At 71.7% G+C, this 21,238-nt stretch carries 18 protein-coding genes; 3 read left to right on the top strand and 15 right to left on the bottom strand.

Annotated features, from left to right (window positions below):
- The 4 genes from C2L59_RS42590 to topA all read right to left on the bottom strand — a co-directional run.
- Positions 1-775, bottom strand: a 775-nt coding sequence (locus tag C2L59_RS42590) for a hypothetical protein (protein WP_103355261.1), incomplete at its 3' end; no start/stop codon positions are given.
- Entirely contained in the window at positions 768-956 is a 189-nt protein-coding gene (locus C2L59_RS42585) for a hypothetical protein (RefSeq protein ID WP_103355260.1), read from the bottom strand. The genes C2L59_RS42590 and C2L59_RS42585, both read right to left, overlap by 8 nt.
- Positions 949-1,746, bottom strand: coding sequence for an ESX secretion-associated protein EspG (locus tag C2L59_RS42580; RefSeq protein WP_103355259.1), 798 nt, complete (start codon positions 1,744-1,746; stop codon positions 949-951). Before C2L59_RS42580 ends, C2L59_RS42585 begins: the two co-directional genes overlap by 8 nt.
- 482 nt (positions 1,747-2,228) lie before the next feature.
- Complete coding sequence (gene topA / locus C2L59_RS42570) at positions 2,229-5,105, bottom strand: type I DNA topoisomerase (RefSeq protein ID WP_199199653.1); 2,877 nt, start codon at positions 5,103-5,105, stop codon at positions 2,229-2,231.
- A gap of 294 nt (positions 5,106-5,399) precedes the next feature.
- Here topA and C2L59_RS42565 point away from each other — a divergent pair, with 294 nt between their 5' ends.
- A complete protein-coding gene (locus tag C2L59_RS42565; protein ID WP_103355258.1) occupies positions 5,400-6,206 on the top strand; it encodes a serine protease in 807 nt (268 codons plus the stop codon).
- Positions 6,207-6,223: 17 nt separating this feature from the next.
- Here C2L59_RS42565 and C2L59_RS42560 read toward each other — a convergent pair whose 3' ends face one another.
- The 3 genes from C2L59_RS42560 to C2L59_RS42550 form a co-directional block, all read right to left on the bottom strand.
- The gene (locus tag C2L59_RS42560) at positions 6,224-6,874 is read right to left on the bottom strand and encodes a hypothetical protein (RefSeq protein ID WP_103355257.1); all 651 of its coding nucleotides are present in this window, start codon (positions 6,872-6,874) and stop codon (positions 6,224-6,226) included.
- Between the two features lie 51 nt (positions 6,875-6,925).
- The gene (locus C2L59_RS42555; RefSeq protein WP_103355256.1) at positions 6,926-7,516 is read right to left on the bottom strand and encodes a hypothetical protein; all 591 of its coding nucleotides are present in this window, start codon (positions 7,514-7,516) and stop codon (positions 6,926-6,928) included.
- 147 nt (positions 7,517-7,663) lie between these two features.
- Complete coding sequence (locus C2L59_RS42550; RefSeq protein WP_103355255.1) at positions 7,664-9,931, bottom strand: sodium-translocating pyrophosphatase; 2,268 nt, start codon at positions 9,929-9,931, stop codon at positions 7,664-7,666.
- A 276-nt stretch (positions 9,932-10,207) separates the two neighbouring features.
- On the opposite strand from C2L59_RS42550, the gene C2L59_RS42545 reads away from it, so the two are divergent.
- Positions 10,208-12,946: a DEAD/DEAH box helicase gene (locus C2L59_RS42545; RefSeq protein ID WP_370444830.1), complete on the top strand. Its 2,739-nt coding sequence runs from the start codon at positions 10,208-10,210 to the stop codon at positions 12,944-12,946.
- A gap of 85 nt (positions 12,947-13,031) precedes the next feature.
- Here the strand turns inward: C2L59_RS42545 and C2L59_RS42540 are convergent, their stop codons facing one another.
- The 8 genes from C2L59_RS42540 to ssd all read right to left on the bottom strand — a co-directional run bounded on the left by C2L59_RS42540 (position 13,032) and on the right by ssd (position 19,339).
- Positions 13,032-13,649, bottom strand: coding sequence for a bifunctional DNA primase/polymerase (locus C2L59_RS42540; RefSeq protein ID WP_103355253.1), 618 nt, complete (start codon positions 13,647-13,649; stop codon positions 13,032-13,034).
- Positions 13,650-14,097: 448 nt separating this feature from the next.
- On the bottom strand, positions 14,098-14,466 hold the full coding sequence (locus C2L59_RS42535) for an Rv3654c family TadE-like protein (RefSeq protein ID WP_103355252.1): 369 nt from the start codon (positions 14,464-14,466) through the stop codon (positions 14,098-14,100).
- Positions 14,453-14,788, bottom strand: coding sequence for a TadE family type IV pilus minor pilin (locus C2L59_RS42530; protein WP_103355251.1), 336 nt, complete (start codon positions 14,786-14,788; stop codon positions 14,453-14,455). Before C2L59_RS42530 ends, C2L59_RS42535 begins: the two co-directional genes overlap by 14 nt.
- Before the next feature lie 20 nt (positions 14,789-14,808).
- Positions 14,809-14,985, bottom strand: a complete 177-nt coding sequence (locus C2L59_RS42525; RefSeq protein WP_103355250.1) for a DUF4244 domain-containing protein — start codon at positions 14,983-14,985, stop codon at positions 14,809-14,811.
- Positions 14,986-15,008: 23 nt separating this feature from the next.
- Complete coding sequence (locus tag C2L59_RS42520) at positions 15,009-15,731, bottom strand: type II secretion system F family protein (RefSeq protein ID WP_103355249.1); 723 nt, start codon at positions 15,729-15,731, stop codon at positions 15,009-15,011.
- A 267-nt stretch (positions 15,732-15,998) separates the two neighbouring features.
- Positions 15,999-16,757, bottom strand: coding sequence for a type II secretion system F family protein (locus tag C2L59_RS42515; RefSeq protein WP_103355248.1), 759 nt, complete (start codon positions 16,755-16,757; stop codon positions 15,999-16,001).
- 64 nt (positions 16,758-16,821) lie between these two features.
- Complete coding sequence (locus tag C2L59_RS42510; RefSeq protein ID WP_103355247.1) at positions 16,822-17,973, bottom strand: TadA family conjugal transfer-associated ATPase; 1,152 nt, start codon at positions 17,971-17,973, stop codon at positions 16,822-16,824.
- A gap of 292 nt (positions 17,974-18,265) precedes the next feature.
- The gene (gene ssd, locus C2L59_RS42505) at positions 18,266-19,339 is read right to left on the bottom strand and encodes a septum site-determining protein Ssd (RefSeq protein WP_103355246.1); all 1,074 of its coding nucleotides are present in this window, start codon (positions 19,337-19,339) and stop codon (positions 18,266-18,268) included.
- Between the two features lie 615 nt (positions 19,340-19,954).
- Here ssd and C2L59_RS42500 point away from each other — a divergent pair.
- Positions 19,955-20,785, top strand: coding sequence for an HAD family phosphatase (locus C2L59_RS42500; protein WP_103355245.1), 831 nt, complete (start codon positions 19,955-19,957; stop codon positions 20,783-20,785).
- Positions 20,786-21,238: the final 453 nt, after the last annotated feature.

Raw genomic sequence — 21,238 nt, 5'->3', positions numbered from 1 at the left:
GGCCGAGGTCGATCATCTTGCGGCACCAGTCGCGGAGCATGCCGCGGCTGAAGGGGCTCAACACCAGCTGGCGGCGGCCGTCGCCGCGGTCCAGGGCGGCCAGGGCGAAGCGGCCCAGGTCCGTGTCCACCAGGACGAATCCGTGGTCCGGGAACTCTGCGCACAGGCCGCCGAAGGCCAGCATGTCCAGGACCGCCGTTCCCGATCTCGGGCGGGCCAGTAGCTCGCGCATCGCGCCCACGTCGTCGTCCTGGCCGTCGTGGACCAGGCCGTCGGCGTCCACTGAGAGCCAGATTGCGCGCGGTGAGGCGCCGAACGGGACCTCCGGCAGCTCCGCCACCAGCATCTCCGGCAGCTCGTCGAAGTCGGCCAGGTGGATCGCCGTGCGGCCGGGCAGGGAGCCCATCATGAACGCCCGCTCGCCGTCGGCGTAGCAGCGGATGTCCGCCATCTCCGGGCCGCCGTCGAACACGCCGCACAGTGCCGCGCGGACCGAACCGCGCAGCATCAGCGACACCACCTCGAAGCCGATCTCGTTGAGCTCGCCGTTATCGCCGAACGGAGTGCCGTCGATCCAGGCGGCCCACGCCACGTGCCGCTCGACCTCCGCCACCAGGTCCGCCGGGTCGTCCGACACCGGGCCGTGGACCAGGATGTCGTCGTCGCTGACGTCCGGGTTGTAGAGCCGGTCGACCGGCTCGCGGTCCGGCATCGCCGCCAGCACCGGGCCGGCGGCCAGCTCGAGCAGCTCGCGCGCCGCTGTGCGGTCAGCCATGCCGCCGCCTCTCGTCCGGGCACGCCGGCGGCGCGTCCGCCTGCCGCTGCGCCGGGACGCCGCTGTTGAGCTCGGCGGCCGCCAGGATCGCCTCCCGCACGGTCAGGTCCCGGGGCGCCGCCTCGACCACCCGGTCCACGCCCTCCCCGGCCGTCGTCCGCACTCCCGCCTCCTCACGCATGGCTCTGCACCGCCTCGACGATCCACTGCTCGGCCGTGCTCCGCGACGCGGGACCCCACGTCACCGTCCAGCGCCCGTTCCGGGCCACGGCGGCGCTGAACTGGTACCGGCCCAGGTCGTTGTCCACCAGTCCGAACGCGCCGTGCGGGTACTCGGCCAGGATCGCGTTGCGCACCGCGAGGTCGACCAGCACCGTGCCCAGCCGGGGCCGGGCCGCGCATTCGCGGATCAGCTCGACCGCCCGCTCGCACCGGCGCGGGATCAGCCCGCGCTCGTCGGTCTCGATGCGGAGGTGCTCGCCCGGCCCGGGTGGCCGGTCGGGCAGGCCGTCGAACACCCAGCCCGGCAGCTCGCTGAGGAACCCCGACCGCAACCGCGCGCGGTTGCCCAGCTTGTGCAGGACCGTGGTGTAGTCCTCGTCGCCGAAGAACCGCACCTCCCACGGCTTGGCCCGGGCCGGGAAGACCCCGGTGACGACGCCGCGGATGAAGCCGCCACGCAGCGCCCGGTACAGCCCGACGGCTTCCGCGGTGACCTCGCCACCCGGCGCGAGGCCGATCGCGGCCATCCCGGCGACGAACCGCGTGTACTGCTCCACCTCGTCCGCGAGACTGCGCGCGGCCGGCGGCGCGGGGCGCCGGCCCGGCAGCGGTCCGGTGTCCGCCAGCACCGGCGGGATCTCGAACTCCGGGTCGTAGAACTCCATCACCGAGGGCCGCTCCGGCACTTCGGCCGACAGCGGGGCGATGACCTCGTCGATGACGTCGAAGACGGCGACTGCGTTGCTCACCCCTTGATTGAACACCCTGGCACCGACAATTTCTCGCACATGTGTTCGACCGGGTGAGATCGGTCGGTGAGCGGTCGGCGAGCGGCTCAGGCATGGTCCGGCACCCGCCCTCCGACGAACTCCGCGAGCCTCTCGATGCTTCCGGGGGCCACCAGAACGGGCGGTGGCCGCCCCCTCGCCCGGCACCGGCGGGAGGGACTCCAGGCGGGCCGGCGCCGAGCCGAGCAGCTCCGCGACCGAGCCCGGCGAAGGCGGGCAGGGACGCCATCAGGTCCGTGGCAGTGGCACTGCCGGCGGCCGCCGCCCGGACCGGCTTGAGGATCTTGGTGGTCACCGTGTGCACGGTGTGCGGGGTCTTGGTCATGCGTCCATGAAACCCGGCACCACCGACAATTTCCCGAACATCCGTTCGAGGTGTCACTCGAAGGTGTGACGACGAAGGCCTCCCCACCAGCTGGTGGGGAGGCCTTCGGAACGCGGTCTTACTTGGCCTTCGTGGCCGTTGAGCCGGAGCGCTTGGTCGTGGTCGACTTCGCGGCGGCGGCCTTCTTGGTCGTCCCCGCCTTGACCGTCTTCGCCGTCGTCGCAGCCGGCTTGCGCGCCGGTGCCTTCCGCTTCGGCGCCGGGCCCTTGGCCCGCTTCTCCGCCAGCAGCTCGGACGCCCGTTCCGCGGTCAGCGACTCGATCTCGTCGCCCTTCCGCAAGGTCGCGTTGTACTCGCCGTCGGTCACGTACGGGCCGAACCGGCCGTCCTTGACCACCATCGGCTTCTTCGACACCGGATCTTCGCCGAGCTCCTTGAGCGGCGGCTTCGCCGTCGCGGACCGGCCACGCTGCTTCGGCTCCGAGTAGATCTTCAGCGCCTCTTCGAGGGTGATCGAGAAGAGCTGGTCCTCGGTCGAGAGCGAACGCGAGTCCGTGCCCTTCTTCAGGTACGGCCCGTAGCGCCCGTTCTGCGCCGTGATCTCGTCGCCGGACTCCGGGTCCTTGCCGACCACGCGCGGCAGCGACAGCAGTTTCAGCGCGTCGTCCAGCGTGATCGTCTCGATGTCCATCGACTTGAACAGCGAGCCCGTACGCGGCTTCGGCGCCTTCGCCTTGGCGGCCTTCTTCTGCGCCGCCGTCGCGTCCTCGGGGATCTCGATCTCCGGCAGCACCTCGGTCACGTATGGCCCGAAGCGGCCTTCCTTCGCGACGATCTCGTGCCCGCTCACCGGGTCGGTGCCCAGCGTGCGGCCCTCCTGCGGGGTCGCGAACAGCTTCTCCGCGATCTCCTGCGAAAGCTCGTCCGGCGGCAGGTCCTCCGGCAGGTTCGCGCGCTGCGAGTTCCCGTCGACCTCGCGCTCCAGGTACGGCCCGTAGCGGCCGACGCGGACCACGACGGTGTGCCCGTTCTCGTCGCTGAACAGCGGGATCGAGTTGATCTCCCGCGCGTCGATGTCCTCGACGCTGCCCTCGACGAGCTTCTTCAGCCCGCCCAGGCGGCCGATCGAGCCGTCGACGCCCATGTCGCCGCCGAAGTAGAACTTCGACAGCCACTGCCCGCGCTGCTCGTCACCGTTGGCGATCCGGTCGAGCTCGTCCTCCATGCCGGCGGTGAAGTCGTAGTCGACCAGCCGCTCGAAGTGCCGTTCCATCAGGCCGATCACGGCGAACGCGACCCACGACGGGACGAGCGCGGAGCCCTTCTTCCAGACGTAACCGCGGTCCTGGATCGTCTTGATGATCGACGCGTACGTCGACGGGCGGCCGATGCCCAGCTCTTCCAGCTTGCTGACCAGGCTCGGCTCCGAGTACCGCGCCGGCGGCGAGGTGGTGTGGCCGTCCGGGTTCAGCTCCGACGCGGTGAGCGCCTGGTCCTTCTCCAGCACCGGCAGGCGGCTCTGCTTGTCGTCGGCCTCGCCACCGGTCTCGGTGTCGACCGCCTCGACGTATGCCTTGAGGAAGCCGGCGAAGGTGATCGTGCGGCCCGAAGCGGCGAAGGTGCACTCCTCGCCCGAAGTCGCGTTGCCGACGATCCGCACGGACATCGTGGTGCCCTTGGCGTCCGCCATCTGCGACGCGATCGTGCGCTGCCAGATCATCTCGTAGAGCCGGAACTCGTCGGTGTCCAGCTCGCCCGCGACCTGGCCCGGCGTGCGGAAGACCTCGCCCGACGGCCGGATCGCCTCGTGGGCCTCCTGCGCGTTCTTGACCTTGCGCGTGTACTGGCGCGGCGACGGCGAGACGTACTCCTTGCCGTACAGCTGCGTGGCCTGGCTGCGCGCGGCCGAGATCGCCGACTCCGACAGCGTCGTGGAGTCGGTACGCATATAGGTGATGTAGCCGTTCTCGTACAGCTTCTGCGCGATCCGCATGGTGCGCTCCGAGGTGAACCGCATCTTGCGGCCCGCCTCCTGCTGCAGCGTCGACGTCATGAAGGGCGCGTACGGCTTGCGCGTGTACGGCTTCTCTTCGACGCTCGAGACCTTGAAGTCCCGCTGCTTCAGCGCGTCGGCCAAGCGCCGCGCGTCGGCCTCGGCCAGCACGCGGATCTCGTTGTTCGACGCCTTGAGCTGCCCGTCCGAGCCGAAGTCGCGGCCGGTGGCCAGGCGTGCGCCGTCGACGGCGACCAGGCGCGCAGGAAAGTTACGCGGCGAAGCTTCTTCGCCGGCGTCCATCGTCGCCGAGATGTCCCAGTACGACGCCGACGTGAAGCGCATCCGCTCGCGTTCGCGCTCGACCACGATCCGGGTCGCCACCGACTGCACGCGGCCCGCCGAAAGCTTCGGCATGACCTTCTTCCACAGCACCGGCGAGACCTCGTAACCGTAGAGGCGGTCGAGGATGCGGCGGGTCTCCTGGGCGTCGACGAGGTCGGCGTCCAGCTCACGCGTCGAGTCTGCGGCCGCGAGGATGGCCTGCTCGGTGACCTCGTGGAAGACCATCCGGCGGACCGGGACCTTCGGCTTCAGCGTCTCGAGCAGGTGCCACGCGATGGCTTCGCCCTCGCGGTCGGGGTCCGTCGCGAGGTAGAGCTCGTCGACGTCCTTCAGCAGTCCCTTGAGCTCGGTGACCTTGGACTTCTTGTCCGGGGTGACCACGTAGAGGGCCTTGAAGTCGTTGTCGACGTCGACACCGAGCCGGGCCCACGACTCGCCTTTGTACTGGGCGGGGACGTCGGCGGCACCGCGCGGCAGGTCGCGGATGTGCCCGACGGAGGACTCGACGACGTAACCGCCGCCGAGGTAGGGCGCGATCTTGCGGGCCTTCGTCGGCGACTCGACGATGACCAGCCGCCGGTGCCCGGCGCCGTTGCCCGCCGCGGCTCCGTTCTTCTTGGTCCGTGCTCCTGCCACGCTGTCCTGCTCTCCGCTCATCTCGTCCCGCCGCCGCGGGACTGCACCACGTCCCTGCCAGGGCCGTGTCTCGACCTGCCAGTGTGCACGCTGTTCCGGCCCGGACGGCGCGGAGGTGGCCCAACACGCCGCCGGTCCTGTGCCCAGCGCATCGCCGTTGACCTCGGCGATGTTTCCCCAACGTACCTGCCACGTGATTTCGGCCACGTCCCGCGCAGCGTAGCGCGTGACCGTCCGGATACCCTCCGTTCGACGGTGGTGGGCGCGGGATGTGACCGCTTCACTGGTTTCCCCGTCCAGCCGAAAGGACCCGCCATGACCCGACGCCTGCTCGGCGCCCTGTTCACCGCTGCGACCGCCACAGTATTGCTGGGTGTCACTCCGGCGAACGCCGCCGCGGCGAACTTCGCCGGCACCGTGGCCCTGTCCAACTGCTCGGGGTCGGTGGTCAAGCCGGCCGCGACGCCCGACACCGCGCCCGCGCTCGTGATGTCCAACGGGCACTGCCTCGAAACCGGTTTCCCCGGGCCCGGGCAGGTGATCACCAACCGGGCCTCCAGCCGGACGTTCACGCTGCTCACCGCCAGCGGCAGCAACAAGGCCACGCTGCGGGCCAAGAAGATCGTCTACGGCACGATGACCGACACCGACGTGTCGCTCTACCAGCTCACCACCACCTACGCGCAGATCAAGGCCAGCTACGGGATCTCGCCGCTCGAGCTGTCGAACGCGCACCCGGCGGCGGGCGCGGCGATCGACGTCGTCTCCGGCTACTGGAAGCGCATCTACTCCTGCAACATCGACGGGTTCGTCTACCGGCTCAAGGAGGGCAGCTGGACCTGGAAGGACTCGATCCGCTACACCTCCGCCTGCCAGACCATCGGCGGCACCTCCGGTTCGCCGATCATCTCGGGCGGCAAGGTCGTCGGCGTGAACAACACCGGCAACGAGGACGGCGAGCGTTGCACGGAGAACAACCCGTGCGAGGTCGACCAGGCCGGCAACGTCACGGTGCACTACAAGACGAACTACGGCCAGGAGACCTACGGCATCCCGGCCTGCCTCACCGCGGCCAACGAAATCGCGCTCACCCAGGCCGGCTGCACGCTGCCCCGGCCCTGACGCGGCGGCCCACCCGGTCAGGCCGTGCTCGTCACGGCCTCCGGGTGCGGAACCGGTTGCGGCGCCGCGCCCGGCCACGCCGCTTCGGCGCCCGGCGGCGGCTCCCCGATCAGCTCCAGCAGCGCCTCCAGCCGGCGTTTCCCGGTGACCCTGACCGCCGGGACGTCGGCCTTCGGGCCGGTCAGCTTCGCCGCGACGCCCAACGGCGTCAGCGCCGCGACCAGCCGCTCGTGCATGTCCGGGGCGAGCGGGTCGACGCCCAGCAGGTAGCCCTGCGTGCCCGGGCGGCCGCCGGCCAGCACCCACATCCGCAGCATCGCGCCGCTCAGCCGGAACCCGTCCGGCACCGCCTTGCCCGAGTCGTCCTCGACCGGGCCCGCGCAGCCCTCCCGCAGCCACCGCAGCGCCAGCGGCAGCAGGTCGACCCGGAACGACGTCCGCACCTGCGGGCGGCCGCAGTCGGCCTTCGACACCTGGGCGTCCGCGCCGCGGCAGCGGAACTCGCGCGCCAGGACGTGGGCGCGCCACGGCTCCTCGACGACCACCGACAGCCGGGCGGCGGTGCGCCCGAAGCCGGTGATCTGGCCGTGGCAGCACAACAGGCCGGCCAGGTCGCCCAGGCCCGGCCCGCTGGCCTCGGCGGAGAAGAGCGAGATCGTCCGATCCACCGCGCTATACTAGAACACAAGTTCGATTCGTGGCGAGCGTCACGACGATGTTCAGCCGGCCGGTTGATCCAGCCGGCGGCAGGAGGGAGCCCGCTGTTCCGCCGCCACCAGGGCCGGAACGTCCTTGAGGCCCTTGAGGTAGTCGAGCGCGTCGATGCGGTCGAGCGCCGCCTTGGCCTCGCCGAGGGCGGCCTTCGTCGCCGGCGCGTTGCCGCGAACCGCCTCGATGCGTTGCCGCGCGTTCTCGGCCTGGGCGCGGATTTCGGCGAACTGCCGGATGACGTCCTTGCGGCCGGCGTCCGCCGACGGCACCGGCGGCGCGCCGAGCGCGTTCAGCCCGGCCAGGCTCTGGTCGAGCCCGCCGACGACGGAGGAAAGCAGGTCGCTGGAGGTCCGGGACGCCTTCTGCGGCGTGCTCGGATCGACGGCGGGGAGCGCCGCCAGCGTGCGGACCAGGTGCGTCACGGCGTCGCAGTAGCTGTCCGCCCACCTGGCGGCCGGATCGGCCTGGGGCACCACGGTCGTGACCGGCAGATCCTGGTCCCGTGGCGGTGGCTGCACCGCGGACGGCTGCCCGCACCCGGCGAGGCAGAAGGCGATCGTCGTGGTCAGCGCGGCGAAGACGGTCGACCGCTGCCGCACCCGCGTACCTCCCGCCCGACCTCGCCCCGGCAGCCCAGACGGTACCGACTCGGTGCTGCTTCGCAAGTCGCCGGGCCTTTCTGGGACGGCATGCCCGGGCCCGGCACGCGATGCAGCAGCGTGCCGGGCCCGGAACATGTTTCTTCGTCAGGCCGTGATCTCGGACGGGGTGTCCGTCAGGACCGTCCCCCGGCGCTTCGACACCACGATCGCCGCCACGATCACGGCGACCGCGACCAGTGAGATGACGATGCGCACGGCGGTGTTGGCGCTGTCGCCGACCGTCAGCTGCACGATGGCGGGCGCGATCAGCACCGAAACCAGGTTCATCACCTTGATCAGCGGGTTGATCGCCGGGCCGGCGGTGTCCTTGAACGGGTCGCCCACGGTGTCACCGATGATGGTGGCTTCGTGCGCGGCCGAACCCTTGCCGCCGTGGTTGCCGTCCTCGACCAGCTTCTTGGCGTTGTCCCACGCGCCACCGGAGTTCGCGAGGAAGATCGCCATCAGCGTGCCGCAGGCGATCGCACCGGCCAGGTAACCGGCGAGCGCACTGGTGCCCAGGCCGAACCCGACCGCGATCGGGGCGAACACCGCCAGCAGACCCGGCGTCGTCAGCTCACGCAGCGAGTCGCGCGTGACGATGTCGACGACCCGGCCGTACTCGGGACGGGTGGTGCCCTCCATGATCCCCGGGATCTCGCGGAACTGGCGGCGCACTTCGTAGACGACCGCGCCGGCGGCCCGGGACACCGCGTTGACCGCGAGACCGGAGAACATGAACACGACGGCCGCACCGATGATCACGCCGACCAGGGTCGCCGGACCGACGATGTTGGCGATGAAGTCACCGCCGACGCCCATCGCCTTCGTGATCGCGTCCGAGTAGGAACCGAACAGCGCCGTGGCGGCGAGAACCGCGGTGGCGATCGCGATGCCCTTGGTGATGGCCTTCGTGGTGTTGCCGACCGCGTCCAGCTCGGTGAGGATCTGCGCGGCCTTCTCGTCGACGTCACCGGACATCTCGGCGATGCCCTGCGCGTTGTCCGAAACCGGGCCGAAGGTGTCCATCGCGACGATGACGCCGACGGTGGTCAGCAGGCCCGTGCCGGCCAGCGCGACGGCGAACAGCGCGACGCCGCCACCGAGCAGGTACGCACCGAACACGGCGGCACCGATCACGAGAGCGGTGTACACAGCGGACTCGAAACCGATCGAGATGCCGGACAGGATGACCGTCGCCGCACCGGTTTCCGACGTCTGGCCGACGTCCTTGACGGGCTTGTACTCGGTGCCCGTGTAGAACCCGGTCAGCTTGAGGATGACCGCCGCGAGCACGATGCCGATGATCACCGCGATGGTCGCGATGACCGCCGGGTTGCCCGTCTTGCCGGCGAATTCCGCACCGAAGTCGCGGAAGCTGCTCGGCAGGTACACGAACGCCGCGATCGCCGACAGCACGGCGGAGATGACCGCGGAGATGTAGAACGAGCGGTTGATCGTGACGAGACCGCCCTCACCCGCACGCGCCTTGGTGATGTAGACACCGATGACGGCGGTGATCACGCCGATGGCCGGCACGATCAGCGGGAAGATGAGGCCGTGCACGCCGAAGGCGGTGCTGCCCAGGATCAGCGCGGCGACCAGCATGACGGCGTAGGACTCGAAGAGGTCCGCGGCCATGCCGGCGCAGTCGCCGACGTTGTCGCCCACGTTGTCCGCGATGGTGGCGGCGTTGCGCGGGTCGTCCTCCGGGATGCCCTGCTCGACCTTGCCGACCAGGTCCGCGCCGACGTCGGCGGCCTTGGTGAAGATACCGCCGCCGACACGCATGAACATCGCGATCAGGGCGGCGCCGAAGCCGAAGCCCTCGAGCACCTTGGGCGCCTGGCCGGTGTAGACCAGCACGACGACCGCGGCACCGAACAGGCCGAGGCCGACGGTGATCATGCCGACCACGCCACCGGTGCGGAACGCGACGCGCATCGCCGTCTCGCGCCCGCCCTCCTCACGCGACGCGGCCGCGACGCGCAGGTTCGCCTGCGTCGCCAGCCACATGCCGAGGTAGCCGATCGCGAACGAGAATCCCGCGCCGACCAGGAAGAAGATCGAACGGCCGATCTTCTCGTTCCAGTCGTCCGCGGGAAGGATGAAGAGCAGGAGGAACACGATCGCGCCGAAGATGGCGAGGGTGTTCCGCTGCCGCTTGAGGTACGCGGCCGCGCCTTCCTGCACCGCCTTGGCGATGTCCTGCATCTTGGCGGTGCCCTGGCCTGCGGCCAGCACCTCCTTGAGCAGGACGTAGCCGATGACGAGTGCGGCAAGCGCGACCACGGCGACTACACCGACAATCGTGTAGCCACCTCCGGAGAGGGCGAGATTTCCGCCGCCCTCCGCGAGGAACTGCCGTGACATTCGTCCTCCATGAGACGTCGCCGAGCGCCAACGTCGACGGCAAGCCGAGGGGTTCGACACGGCCGGCGCTGGCATGGACCCTGTACCGAGCGACACGCTAGCCGGGCAGCAATGCACGTCTCACATGACGCTCACCACAGAGGGTGTGGATTGCGGGAGTGTATTGGTATCGCAACCAGCGTCTTCACGCCGTCCCGGGGACGGTACATTCCGTTACCTTGTGAGCCTCCTCACTTGATCGATCACCCTTTCGCCGATCCGTTGCCGCAGCTGGGGATGGGCGGAACTGTCGTACCCCTGTGCCAAGCTCGGCGGGTGGACGAATCACGTGGGCAGCGGCTGCTGAGGCGGGTGACCGCCGGCATCCCGTCGCGCGAGCACCCGGTTACGCACGTCGCGAACCTGCCGGGCCGCGCTGCGCGCTACGCAGAGTGGCCGTCGTGGGCGGATCCGGCGGTTATCGCTGCGCTGCGTGACTGCGGCGTTTCGGCGCCTTGGGCTCACCAGGCCGAAGCGGCTTCGCACGCGTACGAGGGCCGGCACGTCGTGATCTCGACCGGGACGGCGTCGGGCAAGTCGCTGGCGTACCAGCTGCCGGTGCTGTCCCGGCTGGCCGCGGGCGAGAAGGCGAACGCGCTGTACCTGTCGCCGACCAAGGCGCTGGGCGCGGACCAGCTGCGGTCCGTGTCCTCTTTGGACGTATCCGGGGTACGGGCGGCGGCGTTCGACGGGGACACGCCGATGGCGGAGCGCGACTGGGTGCGCGCGCACGCGAACTGGGTGTTCACGAACCCGGACATGCTGCATCGCGGCATCCTGTCGGCGCACGGCCGGTGGGCCACGTTCTTCCGGCGCCTCCGGTACGTGGTCGTGGACGAGTGCCACAGCTATCGCGGCGTCTTCGGCTCCCACGTCGCGTTGCTGCTTCGCCGGCTTCGGCGGGTGGCGGAGCACTACGGCGCTTCGCCGGTGTTCGTGCTCGCTTCGGCGACGACGGCTTCGCCCGCTTCGTTCGCTTCGCGGTTGACGGGCGTCTCGTGCGTCGCGGTGACGGAGGACGCGTCGCCGCGCGGCGCCCGGACGGTGGCGTTGTGGGAGCCGCCGCTGCTGGACGAGCTGACCGGGGAGAACGGCGCGCCGGTCCGCCGGCCGGCCGGCGCGGAGACGTCGCGGATCCTCGCCGACCTGGTGCTGGAGGGGGCGCGGTCGCTGGCGTTCATCCGGTCGCGGCGGGGCGCGGAGCTGGCCGCACTGGGGGCGCGTCGTATTCTGTCCGAAGTGGACCCGGTGCTGTCGGAAACCGTTGCGGCGTATAGGTCTGGCTATCTGCCGGAGGAGCGTCGGGCGCTCGAGGCGGCGTTGTTGTCGGGGCGGCTGTTGGGGGTCGCGACGACGAACGCCCTGGAGCTGGGTGTCGACATCGCGGGGCTGGACGCGGTGGTGCTGGCGGGCTACCCGGGCACGCTCGCGTCGTTCTGGCAGCAGGCCGGGCGAGCGGGCCGGTCGGGCGACTCGGCGCTGGTGGTGTTCGTCGCGCGGGACGACCCGCTGGACACGTACCTGGTGCACCACCCGGCGGCGCTGCTTTCCCGGCCCGTCGAGACGGCGGTGCTGGATCCCACGAACCCGTACGTGCTGGCGCCGCAGCTGGCGTGCGCGGTGGCCGAGCTGCCGCTGACGGTGCCAGAGCTGGAGGCGTTCGGCGGCCCGGCGGCCCTGGAGGTGCTGGCCGAGCTGGCCGAGCAGAAACTGCTGCGACGCAGGTCGAGCGGCTGGTACTGGACTTCGCGGGATCGCCCGCACGCCGAAGTCGGCATCCGCGGAACGGGCGGCGAGCAGATCGCGGTGGTCGAGTCGGACTCGAGCCGGATGCTGGGCACGGTCGACCCGGGCTCGGCCTGCTACGCGGTGCACCCGGGAGCGGTGTACCTGCACCAGGGGTCGTCGTACGTCGTCGACGAGCTGGACCTGGAGACGGGGCTGGCGCTGGTGCACGCGGAGAACCCGGACTGGACGACGACGCCGCGCGAGGTCGTGGACATCTCGGTGTTGAGCACCCAGGAGAAGCAGGACTACGGCGGGGTGAGCGTGTGCCTCGGCGAGGTGGCGGTGACGTCGCAGGTGGTGGGGTATTTGCGGAGGCGGCCGTCCGGGGAGGTGCTGGACCACACGCCGCTGGACCTGCCGGAGCAGAGCCTGCGGACGCGAGCGGTTTGGTACACGGTCTCGGCGGAACTGCTGGGGCCGGCGGCTGATGCCGGGCGGGGCTGGCGTGGGGGTGCACGGACGGCCGACGCCTCGGCTGCGGCCAGCAGCTCGGCTGCCGGCAGCACCGCGGCTGATGACTCACCTCAGGCTGCGAGCCACTCCTCGGCTGCAGCCAGCGGCTCGGCTTACGCCGCAGCCGTGAGCGAGTCCAGCGACGGGGGCGACTTCGCGGCTTCGGCCGGGAGCTCCGCAGCTGCGGGTGGCAACCCGGCCGCGAGTGGCTCCGGCGTTTCGGGCGATGGCGAGGCGGGGACCGGGGGCCATCGGGTGGGGACCGAAGGTGCGGGGCCGGTGGGGACCGGGCAGGAGACCCAGGCGAGCGGTCGGGGGCCCGCTCACGAGGGTGGCAGGGCACCGGGGGGTGCCGGATTGGTTCCGGCACGGGTCCCCGGTGCCCTGCATGCCGCCGAGCACGCGGCGATCGGCCTGCTACCGCTGTTCGCTACGTGCGACCGGTGGGACATCGGCGGGGTGAGTACCGCGTGGCACGAAGACACCGGGGAGGCGACGGTGTTCGTGCATGACGGCCATCCCGGGGGTGCGGGATTTGCCGAACGCGGTTATGCCGCGATTGTCCCCTGGCTGGCCGCAACGCGGGAGGCGATCGTCTCCTGCGAGTGCCCGACGGGGTGCCCGTCCTGCGTCCAGTCGCCGAAGTGCGGGAACGGCAACGATCCGCTGGACAAGGCGGGGGCAGTGGCTGTTCTGGACACCGTGCTCGGGGCGTTGCGTCTACACGGCGCCTAGGACGGCCACATGGTGGTTCATGGAGTTGTGTCCTGCTCCGCCTCGGCCGGGCTGGGACCGGCCGGTAGCGGTGGCGCGGGGTGGTTCAGGCCGCGCTGGTCTGGACCAGCTGCGGGGCGTGCTCGCCGGCCAGGGCGCGCACGAGGACGTCGTGCACCTCGGCGGCGTCCGGCAGCTGCCAGCCGCACACCTCGGGCTTCACGCGCCAGTGCACGACACCGTGCTGGAACGGCGAAGGCGGCAGCGGGATGTAGCTGTCCTTGCCGTGCCACTGGATGGCGGCGCGCTCGGCCAGCTCGGCCGGAATGCTGTCGGCGACGGTGGTGAGGAACAGCCAGCGGCCGTTCGGCAGCGCGATGATCGGCGCGGGGTGGCCGAGGGCGCGGAGGAGGCGGCAGGCGCGCTTGCCGAGTTCGTCGTCGACCTCGATGGCGTCGAGCACGGTGCCGGTGGCGACGAGCAGGCTGTGCGTGCGGTCGGAGAACCAGGTGGCAACCTCGTGGGCGTGGGTGCCCAGCTGCTCGCGCCAGGCGTCACTGGCCGGAACGGGACGGCGCCAGGTGAGGTCGTCGCCGTCGGTGAGCGGAGCGGGGTTGACGCCCGGGAGCACCGGCCAGCCGCGCCAGGCGAGACCGATCGCCTCCGCCCGCAGTTCGATGCGGAAGGCGCCGCGCCAGCTGTCCGGCCAATTCGCGTCCAACATTGTCTTTCCTGCCTTCAAGTTCCGATTCGCCGCGACTTCCGTCAAACCCTGCCGTGGTGTCGCACATCTCACTTAACGGCAAGTTGCACATTGCCCGGAACCCCCGCGCGACAACCGGTGGTTACGGGGCGATGAACGCCCAGTGATCCGTACGGCCCGACCGAACACCCCGGCCGCGGCTGGGCGGTAAACGGTGACCTCACACGGACCGTTCGTCGCGCAAAAGCCCAGGACAGGTCGCCTTCCGGAGGCGCGGTCAGCGGCTGGAGCACCGCCCTTCGGCCCAGGTGAGCAGCCGATTCGACCGCTCGCCGTGCACCAACGACCGCTGCCCGTGACAATCGGCCGCTCATCGCCCGGCCCGGCAGAACCGCCGGTCGTCGCCGCATACCGACCGGTCGGCGTCGCCGACCGGTGACACCGGCCACGCCACGAACGGCGGCGGTCGTCAGCCGGCCGGCCCGGCGCGAGCACGAGCCGACAAGCGGGGCACGCCGAGGAGATCGGGGCCCGGTGCCTCGACCTCCACCAGTGCGTCCAGCTGCTGCCACCGGCAGGTCAGGAGCGTGATCCCCATCCGGGTCGTCACCCACCTGGCGCGTTCGCAGGCGTCGGCCGGGCCGTCCGCCGCGTGCGACGCCGCCGCGAGGGCCGCTAGGTCGGCCGCCGACTCGGCTCGGTGGCGAGCGGTGACGGCGGCCGCCAGCGAGAAGGCCAGCACTGTCACTCCGGCCAGAGCCGTCACGGACAGCGCTGTCCAGATCGTCGCCGCTCCGCTGTCGGATCCGCAACCCGGTCGTCGGTCAGCCCGGGGCATTCGCCACCTCCGTCTTCGGTTCGGCCACCGCGTATGCCGTGGCCTTCAGGTGCACCGCCGGGAGGAGGTCGCCGGCGGGAAGGGCCGTCACCCTGACCGTGAACCTGTCGCCGACCTGCTCGTACGTGAGGTTCGCACCGGAAGGGGCGATCTGGTCGACCGCCGCTGCCGCTTCTTGAGGTCGGCCCCTCGCCAGCAGCCGCGCGGCCTCGCCGGCCGCGTCGGTGCAGCGCAGCTGGCCGACCATCGCCACGAGGCTCGCGAGCAGCAGCACGGTCATCACCGTCATGCCGGCCATGCCGAGCGCGGCCTCGACGGTCACCGAGCCTTCGTCCCGGCGTCTCATGACGGCACCGACAACGCCTTCATGACGAGGTTCGTCAGCCACGAGACGACGGAGTCTCCGGTGAGCAGGGCGTAGAGGACAGCGGCGAAGGCCGCGACAGCGACGGTGACGATGGCGTACTCGACGGTCGTGGAGCCGTCGTCCGGACGGGGCCGGCGGCGGAACGTGCGCATGAGGGTTCCCTTCGGTCTGGTGATCAGATGAGCGGGCCGAGCCGTCCGGCCAGGCCGAGGACGACCGGCAGCACGCCCAGGCAGAAGAAGGCGGGCAGGAAACACAGGCCGACCGGCAGGGCCAGCGCCACCCCGGCCCGCTCGGCTCGTTCCTCTGCTTCGGTGGCGAGCTCGTCGCGGATCCGTCCGGCGAGGTCGGCGGCCGCCGCGGCGAACGCTGCGCCCGAGCGGGACGTCCGGATCGCCGCGGCCGCCAGCTCGCCGAGGCCGGGGATCGCCCGCACCGGTGCCCACGCCTCGTCCGGGCGCGAGCCGAGGGCGAGGAGCCCGGCGGCCGAGGTCAGGGCCGCCCCTGCGGGGTCGGGCGCGGTGCCGGCCACGGCATCGAGCGCCGACGGCACCGGTAGCCCGGCGCGCAGGCACGCGGCGAGGAGATCGAGCGTTCCGGCCAGCCGCAGCCGGGCGGCGATGTCCATGGCCGGTGGTCGCGGGCGGCGGGTTCGGCGGATCGCCCACCAGCCGGTCGCGGTGAGGATTGCGCCCATGACGGCGCCGGTGATCCCGCCGATCAGGACCGCTGCCGAGGCGCCGCCCAGGGTGGTCGCGATGTGCGGGATGGCGCGGTGCCATCTGCGGGTGGGGTGGGGTTCCGGGTGGCCGGTCAGCCAGGTGAGGCGTCGGGGGACGGTGTTGTCGGGCCAGATGAGGAGGGCGCCGGAGAAGAGGAGGAGTGCGGCCGGGTTCATCGGGCGCTCACCTGCCCCGGCCGAGCTGAGGTGTGGCCGCGCTCGGTGGCATCCGAGCCGCTCGGTCGAAGGCTGAGGCCCGGGCGCCCTCCGGCCGGAGCAGGAATGCAGCCGCGCTCGGCAGCTCGGCGCTCGCTCGATCGAGTCCTGATTCCCGGCAGGCTCCCCGCCGAAGCAAAGGTGCGGCCGCGTTCGGCGACACTGCGCCCACTCGGTCGGAGGCTGGCTCCCGGGTCGTTCCCCGCCGGAGGAGGGATGCGGTCGCGCTCATCGGAGGCGGGCCCGTGCGGTCAAGGATCGGCACCAGGCCGTTCCTGCCCAGAGGAGCAGGCTGCCCGTGACCAGCAGTACCTGGCCGGCGGTGCTGTCCGTCAGCACTGGGAGCGGCGCCGCGCCCATCACCTGGCCCAGCAGCACACACAAGGCCGGTAGCGCGGTGAGGACCGCCGCGCTTGCTTGGGGGCCTGCCAGTTTTGCTTGGGTTCGGCGGGCGAAGGTCAGGGCTGCTTCGGTGTCTCGGCGGGTTGCGTCCAGGACCTCGGCCATCGGGAGGCCGTGGCGCTTGCCCAGGGTCCAGGCCGCCGTCAGCTGTGGGAGGGCCGGTGTGCTCAGCTCGGTGTCGAGGCGGGCCGCCGTTGCCAATGCTTGGAGGTCGGCCGCCAGTGAGGGGACTGCCTCTGCCGCTGCTTCTGCTGCCGTTACCGGGTGGGCTCCGGCTCGGAGCTCGGCCACCATTGTCCGCAACGCTGTTGCTGTGTGCGCCGCCGTTTTCATGGTTGCCGTGGCTCGGCGGTGGGCTCGCCACTCCTGGCTCCACGCCAGGGTCAGCACGCCGGCCGCGATTGCTCCGCCGGCTCCGGCCAGCAAGCCGGCCAGTGCTGCTGGGAGGAGCCAGCGGACTGTGCGCCAGACGTCCGGGATCCGGATCGTTGCCGGTTGCTCGAGGGCGGCCTGGAGCCGGGTGGGCGCCGCGGGCCAGCAGGCGAGGGCCGCTCCGGCGCACAGCGGGACCCAGGGGGTGATCATCGCCGCCTCCTTCTCGTGTGCGGGAAGACGTTGAACAGCAAGGAGATGCGCACCAGGAGGAGGCTCAGCACGCGATCGCCCCCGGGGCTGCGAAGAGATGGCGGTCGACCGTCCAGCGGCCCGCGCGCCACACCGGCACCACGCGGGCGCGGCCGCGTTCGGTGCGGAGGACGCCCACCTCGGCGAGGCGTCGGCGGCCGCCTGGCTCGCGGCGCATGTGCAGTACTACGCGGATTGCCGCGACGAGCTGGCTGTGCACCGCATCGCGGCTGAGGCCGCCGAGGGCGGCCAGTGCCTCGATGCGGGCCGGTACCTCGGCCGGGGAATTGGCGTGGACCGTGCACGCGCCGCCGTCGTGGCCCGTGTTGAGCGCCGCGAGCAGGGCGCCGACCTCGGCGCCGCGGACCTCGCCGACCACCAGCCTGTCCGGGCGCATGCGCAGCGCTTGGCGCACGAGCTCGGGCAGGCCAACCGCACCCGCACCCTCCACATTGGCCGGACGGGCGACCAGGCTGACGAACTGCGGGTGCGCGGGCCGGAGCTCGCCGGCGTCTTCGACGCAGACGATCCGCTCGCCCGGGTCGACCGCGCCGAGCAAGGCCGCCAGGAGGGTGGTCTTCCCCGCGCCCGTGCCGCCGGTGACGAGGAACGCCATCCGGCGCGACACGACGGTGCGGAGGAGCTTCGCGCCGTCGGCGTCGAAGGCGCCCAGGTCGCCGAGGGTGGTGAGGTCGTGCGTCGCGGGGCGCAGGATGCGGAGGGACAAGCACGTGCCGCCGGCCGCGATCGGCGAGAGGATGGCGTGCAGGCGGATGCGGCCGTGCGGGCCCGAGCCGGGGAGCCAGCCGTCCACGTACGGCTGGGCGTCGTCGAGGCGCCGTCCCGCCGCGAGGGCGAGGCGCTGGGCCAGCCGGCGGACGGATTCTTCGCCGTCGAAGCGGATTTCGGTGCGGGTGAGGCCGGCCGGGCCGTCCGTCCAGACCTCGTCCGGGCCGGTGACGAGCACGTCGGTGGTCGACGGGTCGTCGAGGAGCGGGGCCAGCGGGCCGGCGCCGACGAACTCGTCGCGGGCCTGGCGGGCCGCGTCGAGCGCGGCGTCGTGGCCGAGGACGCCGCCGGCTTCGGCGCGGACCGCGGTGGCGACGGCGACCGGGTCGGCCTGGCGGCGGTCGCCGGCGAGGCGGTTGCGGACGCGGTCCACGAAGTCGGTTGTCATGGGGTCACCGCCTTGGGGGCGGCGGATGCCGTGACGCGGGTGCCGAGCCGGCGAGCCGCTCGGGGTGACGCCTGCTTGGGGTTTGTCGGGCCGCTGCCGTCGGCGTCGGGCGGTTCGGCCGGCGACACTGGGTCGGAAGCGAGCTGCCCGGCGGCGCCGGGTGCAGACGCCAGCAACGTCGAGAAGTTCGCTGCGCTCTGGGGGCCTCGCGTTGTCAGGTGCAGGACCGTTGGGAGCAGGAGCTCGCCCACGGTGACCGGGCGGCTTGGCGGGCGGAGGTTGGCGGGCGCGGTCATCGGGTTGCCGTCCGGGCTTCGCGGCGGGCGACCGTCAGGACTTCGGCCGCTGCTCTGGCGAGGGGGCCCGATGGTTTGGCCGGAAACTCGCCGCGCTCCACGTCGGCTGTCAGGCCGCGCTCTGGGGGCATTGCCGCCAGGAGGGGTGGGCCGAGCAGAGCTGCCGTGCGGGCTGCGGAGGTGGCTGCCCTTGACCGTCCACATGCGACCACGCCGAGGCGGGCTGTCAGGTTCGACAGGTGGTGCAGGACCTGCTTCGCCGCCATGCACGCGCGGACCTCCGTCGGCACCACCAGGACCACCAGGTCGGCCACCGCGACCGCCTCCGTGGCCGCGCCGCCGAGGGTGCGGGGCAGGTCGCACACCACCGTGCGGCCCGAGCGGCGGCCCGCGGACACGACCGCCGACAGCGACTCGACCGCCGGGCCTTCGCCCTCCTTGCCGCACGCGAGCACCGGGAGGCTGCCGCCGCGATGCTTCCGGCGGGGCAGCACCGCCGCCAGCGATGACACCGAGACACGGCCGCTTAACCGGACGTCCGGCCAGCGGGGTCCGGGCGTCTTTTCCAGACCCAGCAACACATCCAAGCCGCCGCCGAGGGGGTCGCAGTCCACCAGGAGGGCGCCACCCGGGTCGCGGTCGGCCGCCAGGGCCAGCGCCGCGGCGAAGACGGATGCGCCCGCGCCGCCCCGGCCGCCGACCACGCCGAGGACCAATCCGGCTTCCTCCGCCGGTGTCTCGACGACGTCGGCGAACGCGCCGGCGAGCTCCGCCTCGTCGTCCGGCAGGGAGACCACGCGCTCGATGCCGCAGCGGAAAGCGTGTTCCCACGTCGCCGGGCCCGGGCTGCCCTTGCAGACCAGGACGACCCCGCCACGTCGGGGCAACACGGGAGCCAGCCGCGCGGTTTCTTCGTCGAGCACCACCAGTGGCGCCCGGGCCCAGTGCCCGCGGGCCGCGGTCAGGTCCGGTGCGCGGTCGAGGTCGCAGCCGGCTACCGCCGCCACGCGCAGTATCTCGTCGAGCACGGTTTCGTCCGCCGCGACCACCAGCGGTCGTTCCCCCGTCATGCGTTCCTCCCCCGTCGTCGGTGCGGGCCGTGGGTGGCCCGGTTTCCACCGTCGTGGGCGGGGGTGGGGCGGCGCAACGGGGTGGGGGGCCGGCTGTGGACAACCGGGGTGTTGTGGACAACTTCGGGCCGGGGAGGCGCTCGCGGGCCGGTCCTGTCGGTGGGCTGTGGCAGGATCGCGCCCGCCCGCGACGCACCTGCGGCGGAAACGGCACCGGATATCCGCATCCGGCTTCGACCACGAACGGCGTCCGGCCGGCGACGGAAATCGCCGAAGGTAAGGAGAAGGCAAGAAGATCGCGTGAGCCGGGAATCCGGCCGTGGAAACGGAACCGGTGAAGGCAAACGGAAGGTAAGAGGGCGGCCCCCGCCAGGGGGGAGGGACGGGGGCCGCCAGGGGTTCAGCCCCGGGGGGTCGGACTGAACCGGCCCGGTTGGACACCGGGCTCCCTCACTGTAACTCCGCCGAGCGCCGGTTCGCGCACCGGGCGAGGCACACAGTTCGGTAACGGCACAGCGCGCCCGAAGTGCCTGCCTGTCATGGATTTTCCGCCGCCGCGACGCGCGCGTGGTGGATCAACGGGACGCGCATCGATCAAGCTCCTATCCTGGGGAGGTGGCCGAACCGAGCAGCGCGCCGTCGCGCATCCGGAAGCCGGGCCCGGAGCACGCGGTGGCCGCGTTCTTCGACCTGGACAAGACGATCATTGCTTCGTCGAGCGCGCTGGCGTTCAGCAAACCTCTGCTGAAAGAAGGATTGATCAACCGGCGGGCCGCATTGCGCAGTGCGTACGCGCAGCTGGTGTTCTCCCTCGCGGGCGCCGACGAGAACAAGACCGAACGCCTGCGCGCCGAAGTTTCCGCGCTGTGCGCCGGCTGGGACGTCGCGCAGGTTTCCGCGATCGTCCGCGAGACGCTGCACGACGTCGTCGACCCGCTCGTGTACGCGGAGGCGGCGGAGCTGATCGCGCGCCACCGCGCGGACGGGCACGACGTGATCGTGCTGTCGGCGACCGGCGAGGAGGTCGTCGCGCCGGTCGCGGAAATGCTCGGCGCGAACCGGAGCGTCGCCACGCGGATGCAGATCGTCGACGGCCGCTACTCCGGCGAAGTCGACTTCTACTGCTACGGCGCCAACAAGGCCGTCGCGGCGAAGCAGCTCGCCGTCACCCACGGCTACGACCTCGCCGAGTGCTTCGCGTATACGGATTCGAGCACCGACATCCCGCTGCTCGAGGTCGTCGGGCACCCGCACGCGGTCAATCCGGACAAGCTCCTGCGGCGCGAGGCCCTGGACCGCGGCTGGCCGATCCTGGCCTTCGAGCGGCCGATGTCGCTGCGCACCCGGATCCCCACCCGATCGGCGGGAATCGTGGCGCTCGGCGTGGGCGCGGTGGCCGCCGGCGCGACCTGGTACGGCCTCAACCGTCGCCGACGGTCCCGGTAGCCGAGCGGCTACCACCCACACGGCCGTACGGCCTCCACTTTGCTTGGCCCAGCCCCGAATTGTCCGTCGCGGAGGGTGCCGGTGTCACCCGATCCAGCCTCTGTACCGGTGCACCCGTCCGCGCACTTGAAGTGACCCGGCTCACGGCGTAGAAAGTAGGTGCGGACGTTCGGTCGGCCAGGGAACAGGTAGAAGAGAAGCCTGTTCCACCCCGGCAAACCTCCGTGCGCGGACTCCGGGTACCCACGCGCAGCGCGCCGCGGGAGGCTCGTCGTCTAGGGACTGCGTAGTGGGACGCCACACGCCGAGTCCATGTAGGTACGACCAGAGTTGCACGCTTGGTCGCCCGAGAGGTTCGCGCTTTGCAGGCGGCGCCCGTGGCCATTGGCCACGGGCGCCGCCTCGTCCATTTCGGGGGTGGGTCGGCGCGGGATACTGCGTGCGCCATCGGGC

It is taken from the genome of Amycolatopsis sp. CA-128772 (assembly GCF_002904295.1).
Lineage (GTDB): Bacteria > Actinomycetota > Actinomycetes > Mycobacteriales > Pseudonocardiaceae > Amycolatopsis.
This window is presented reverse-complemented; position numbering and strand designations above follow the sequence as displayed.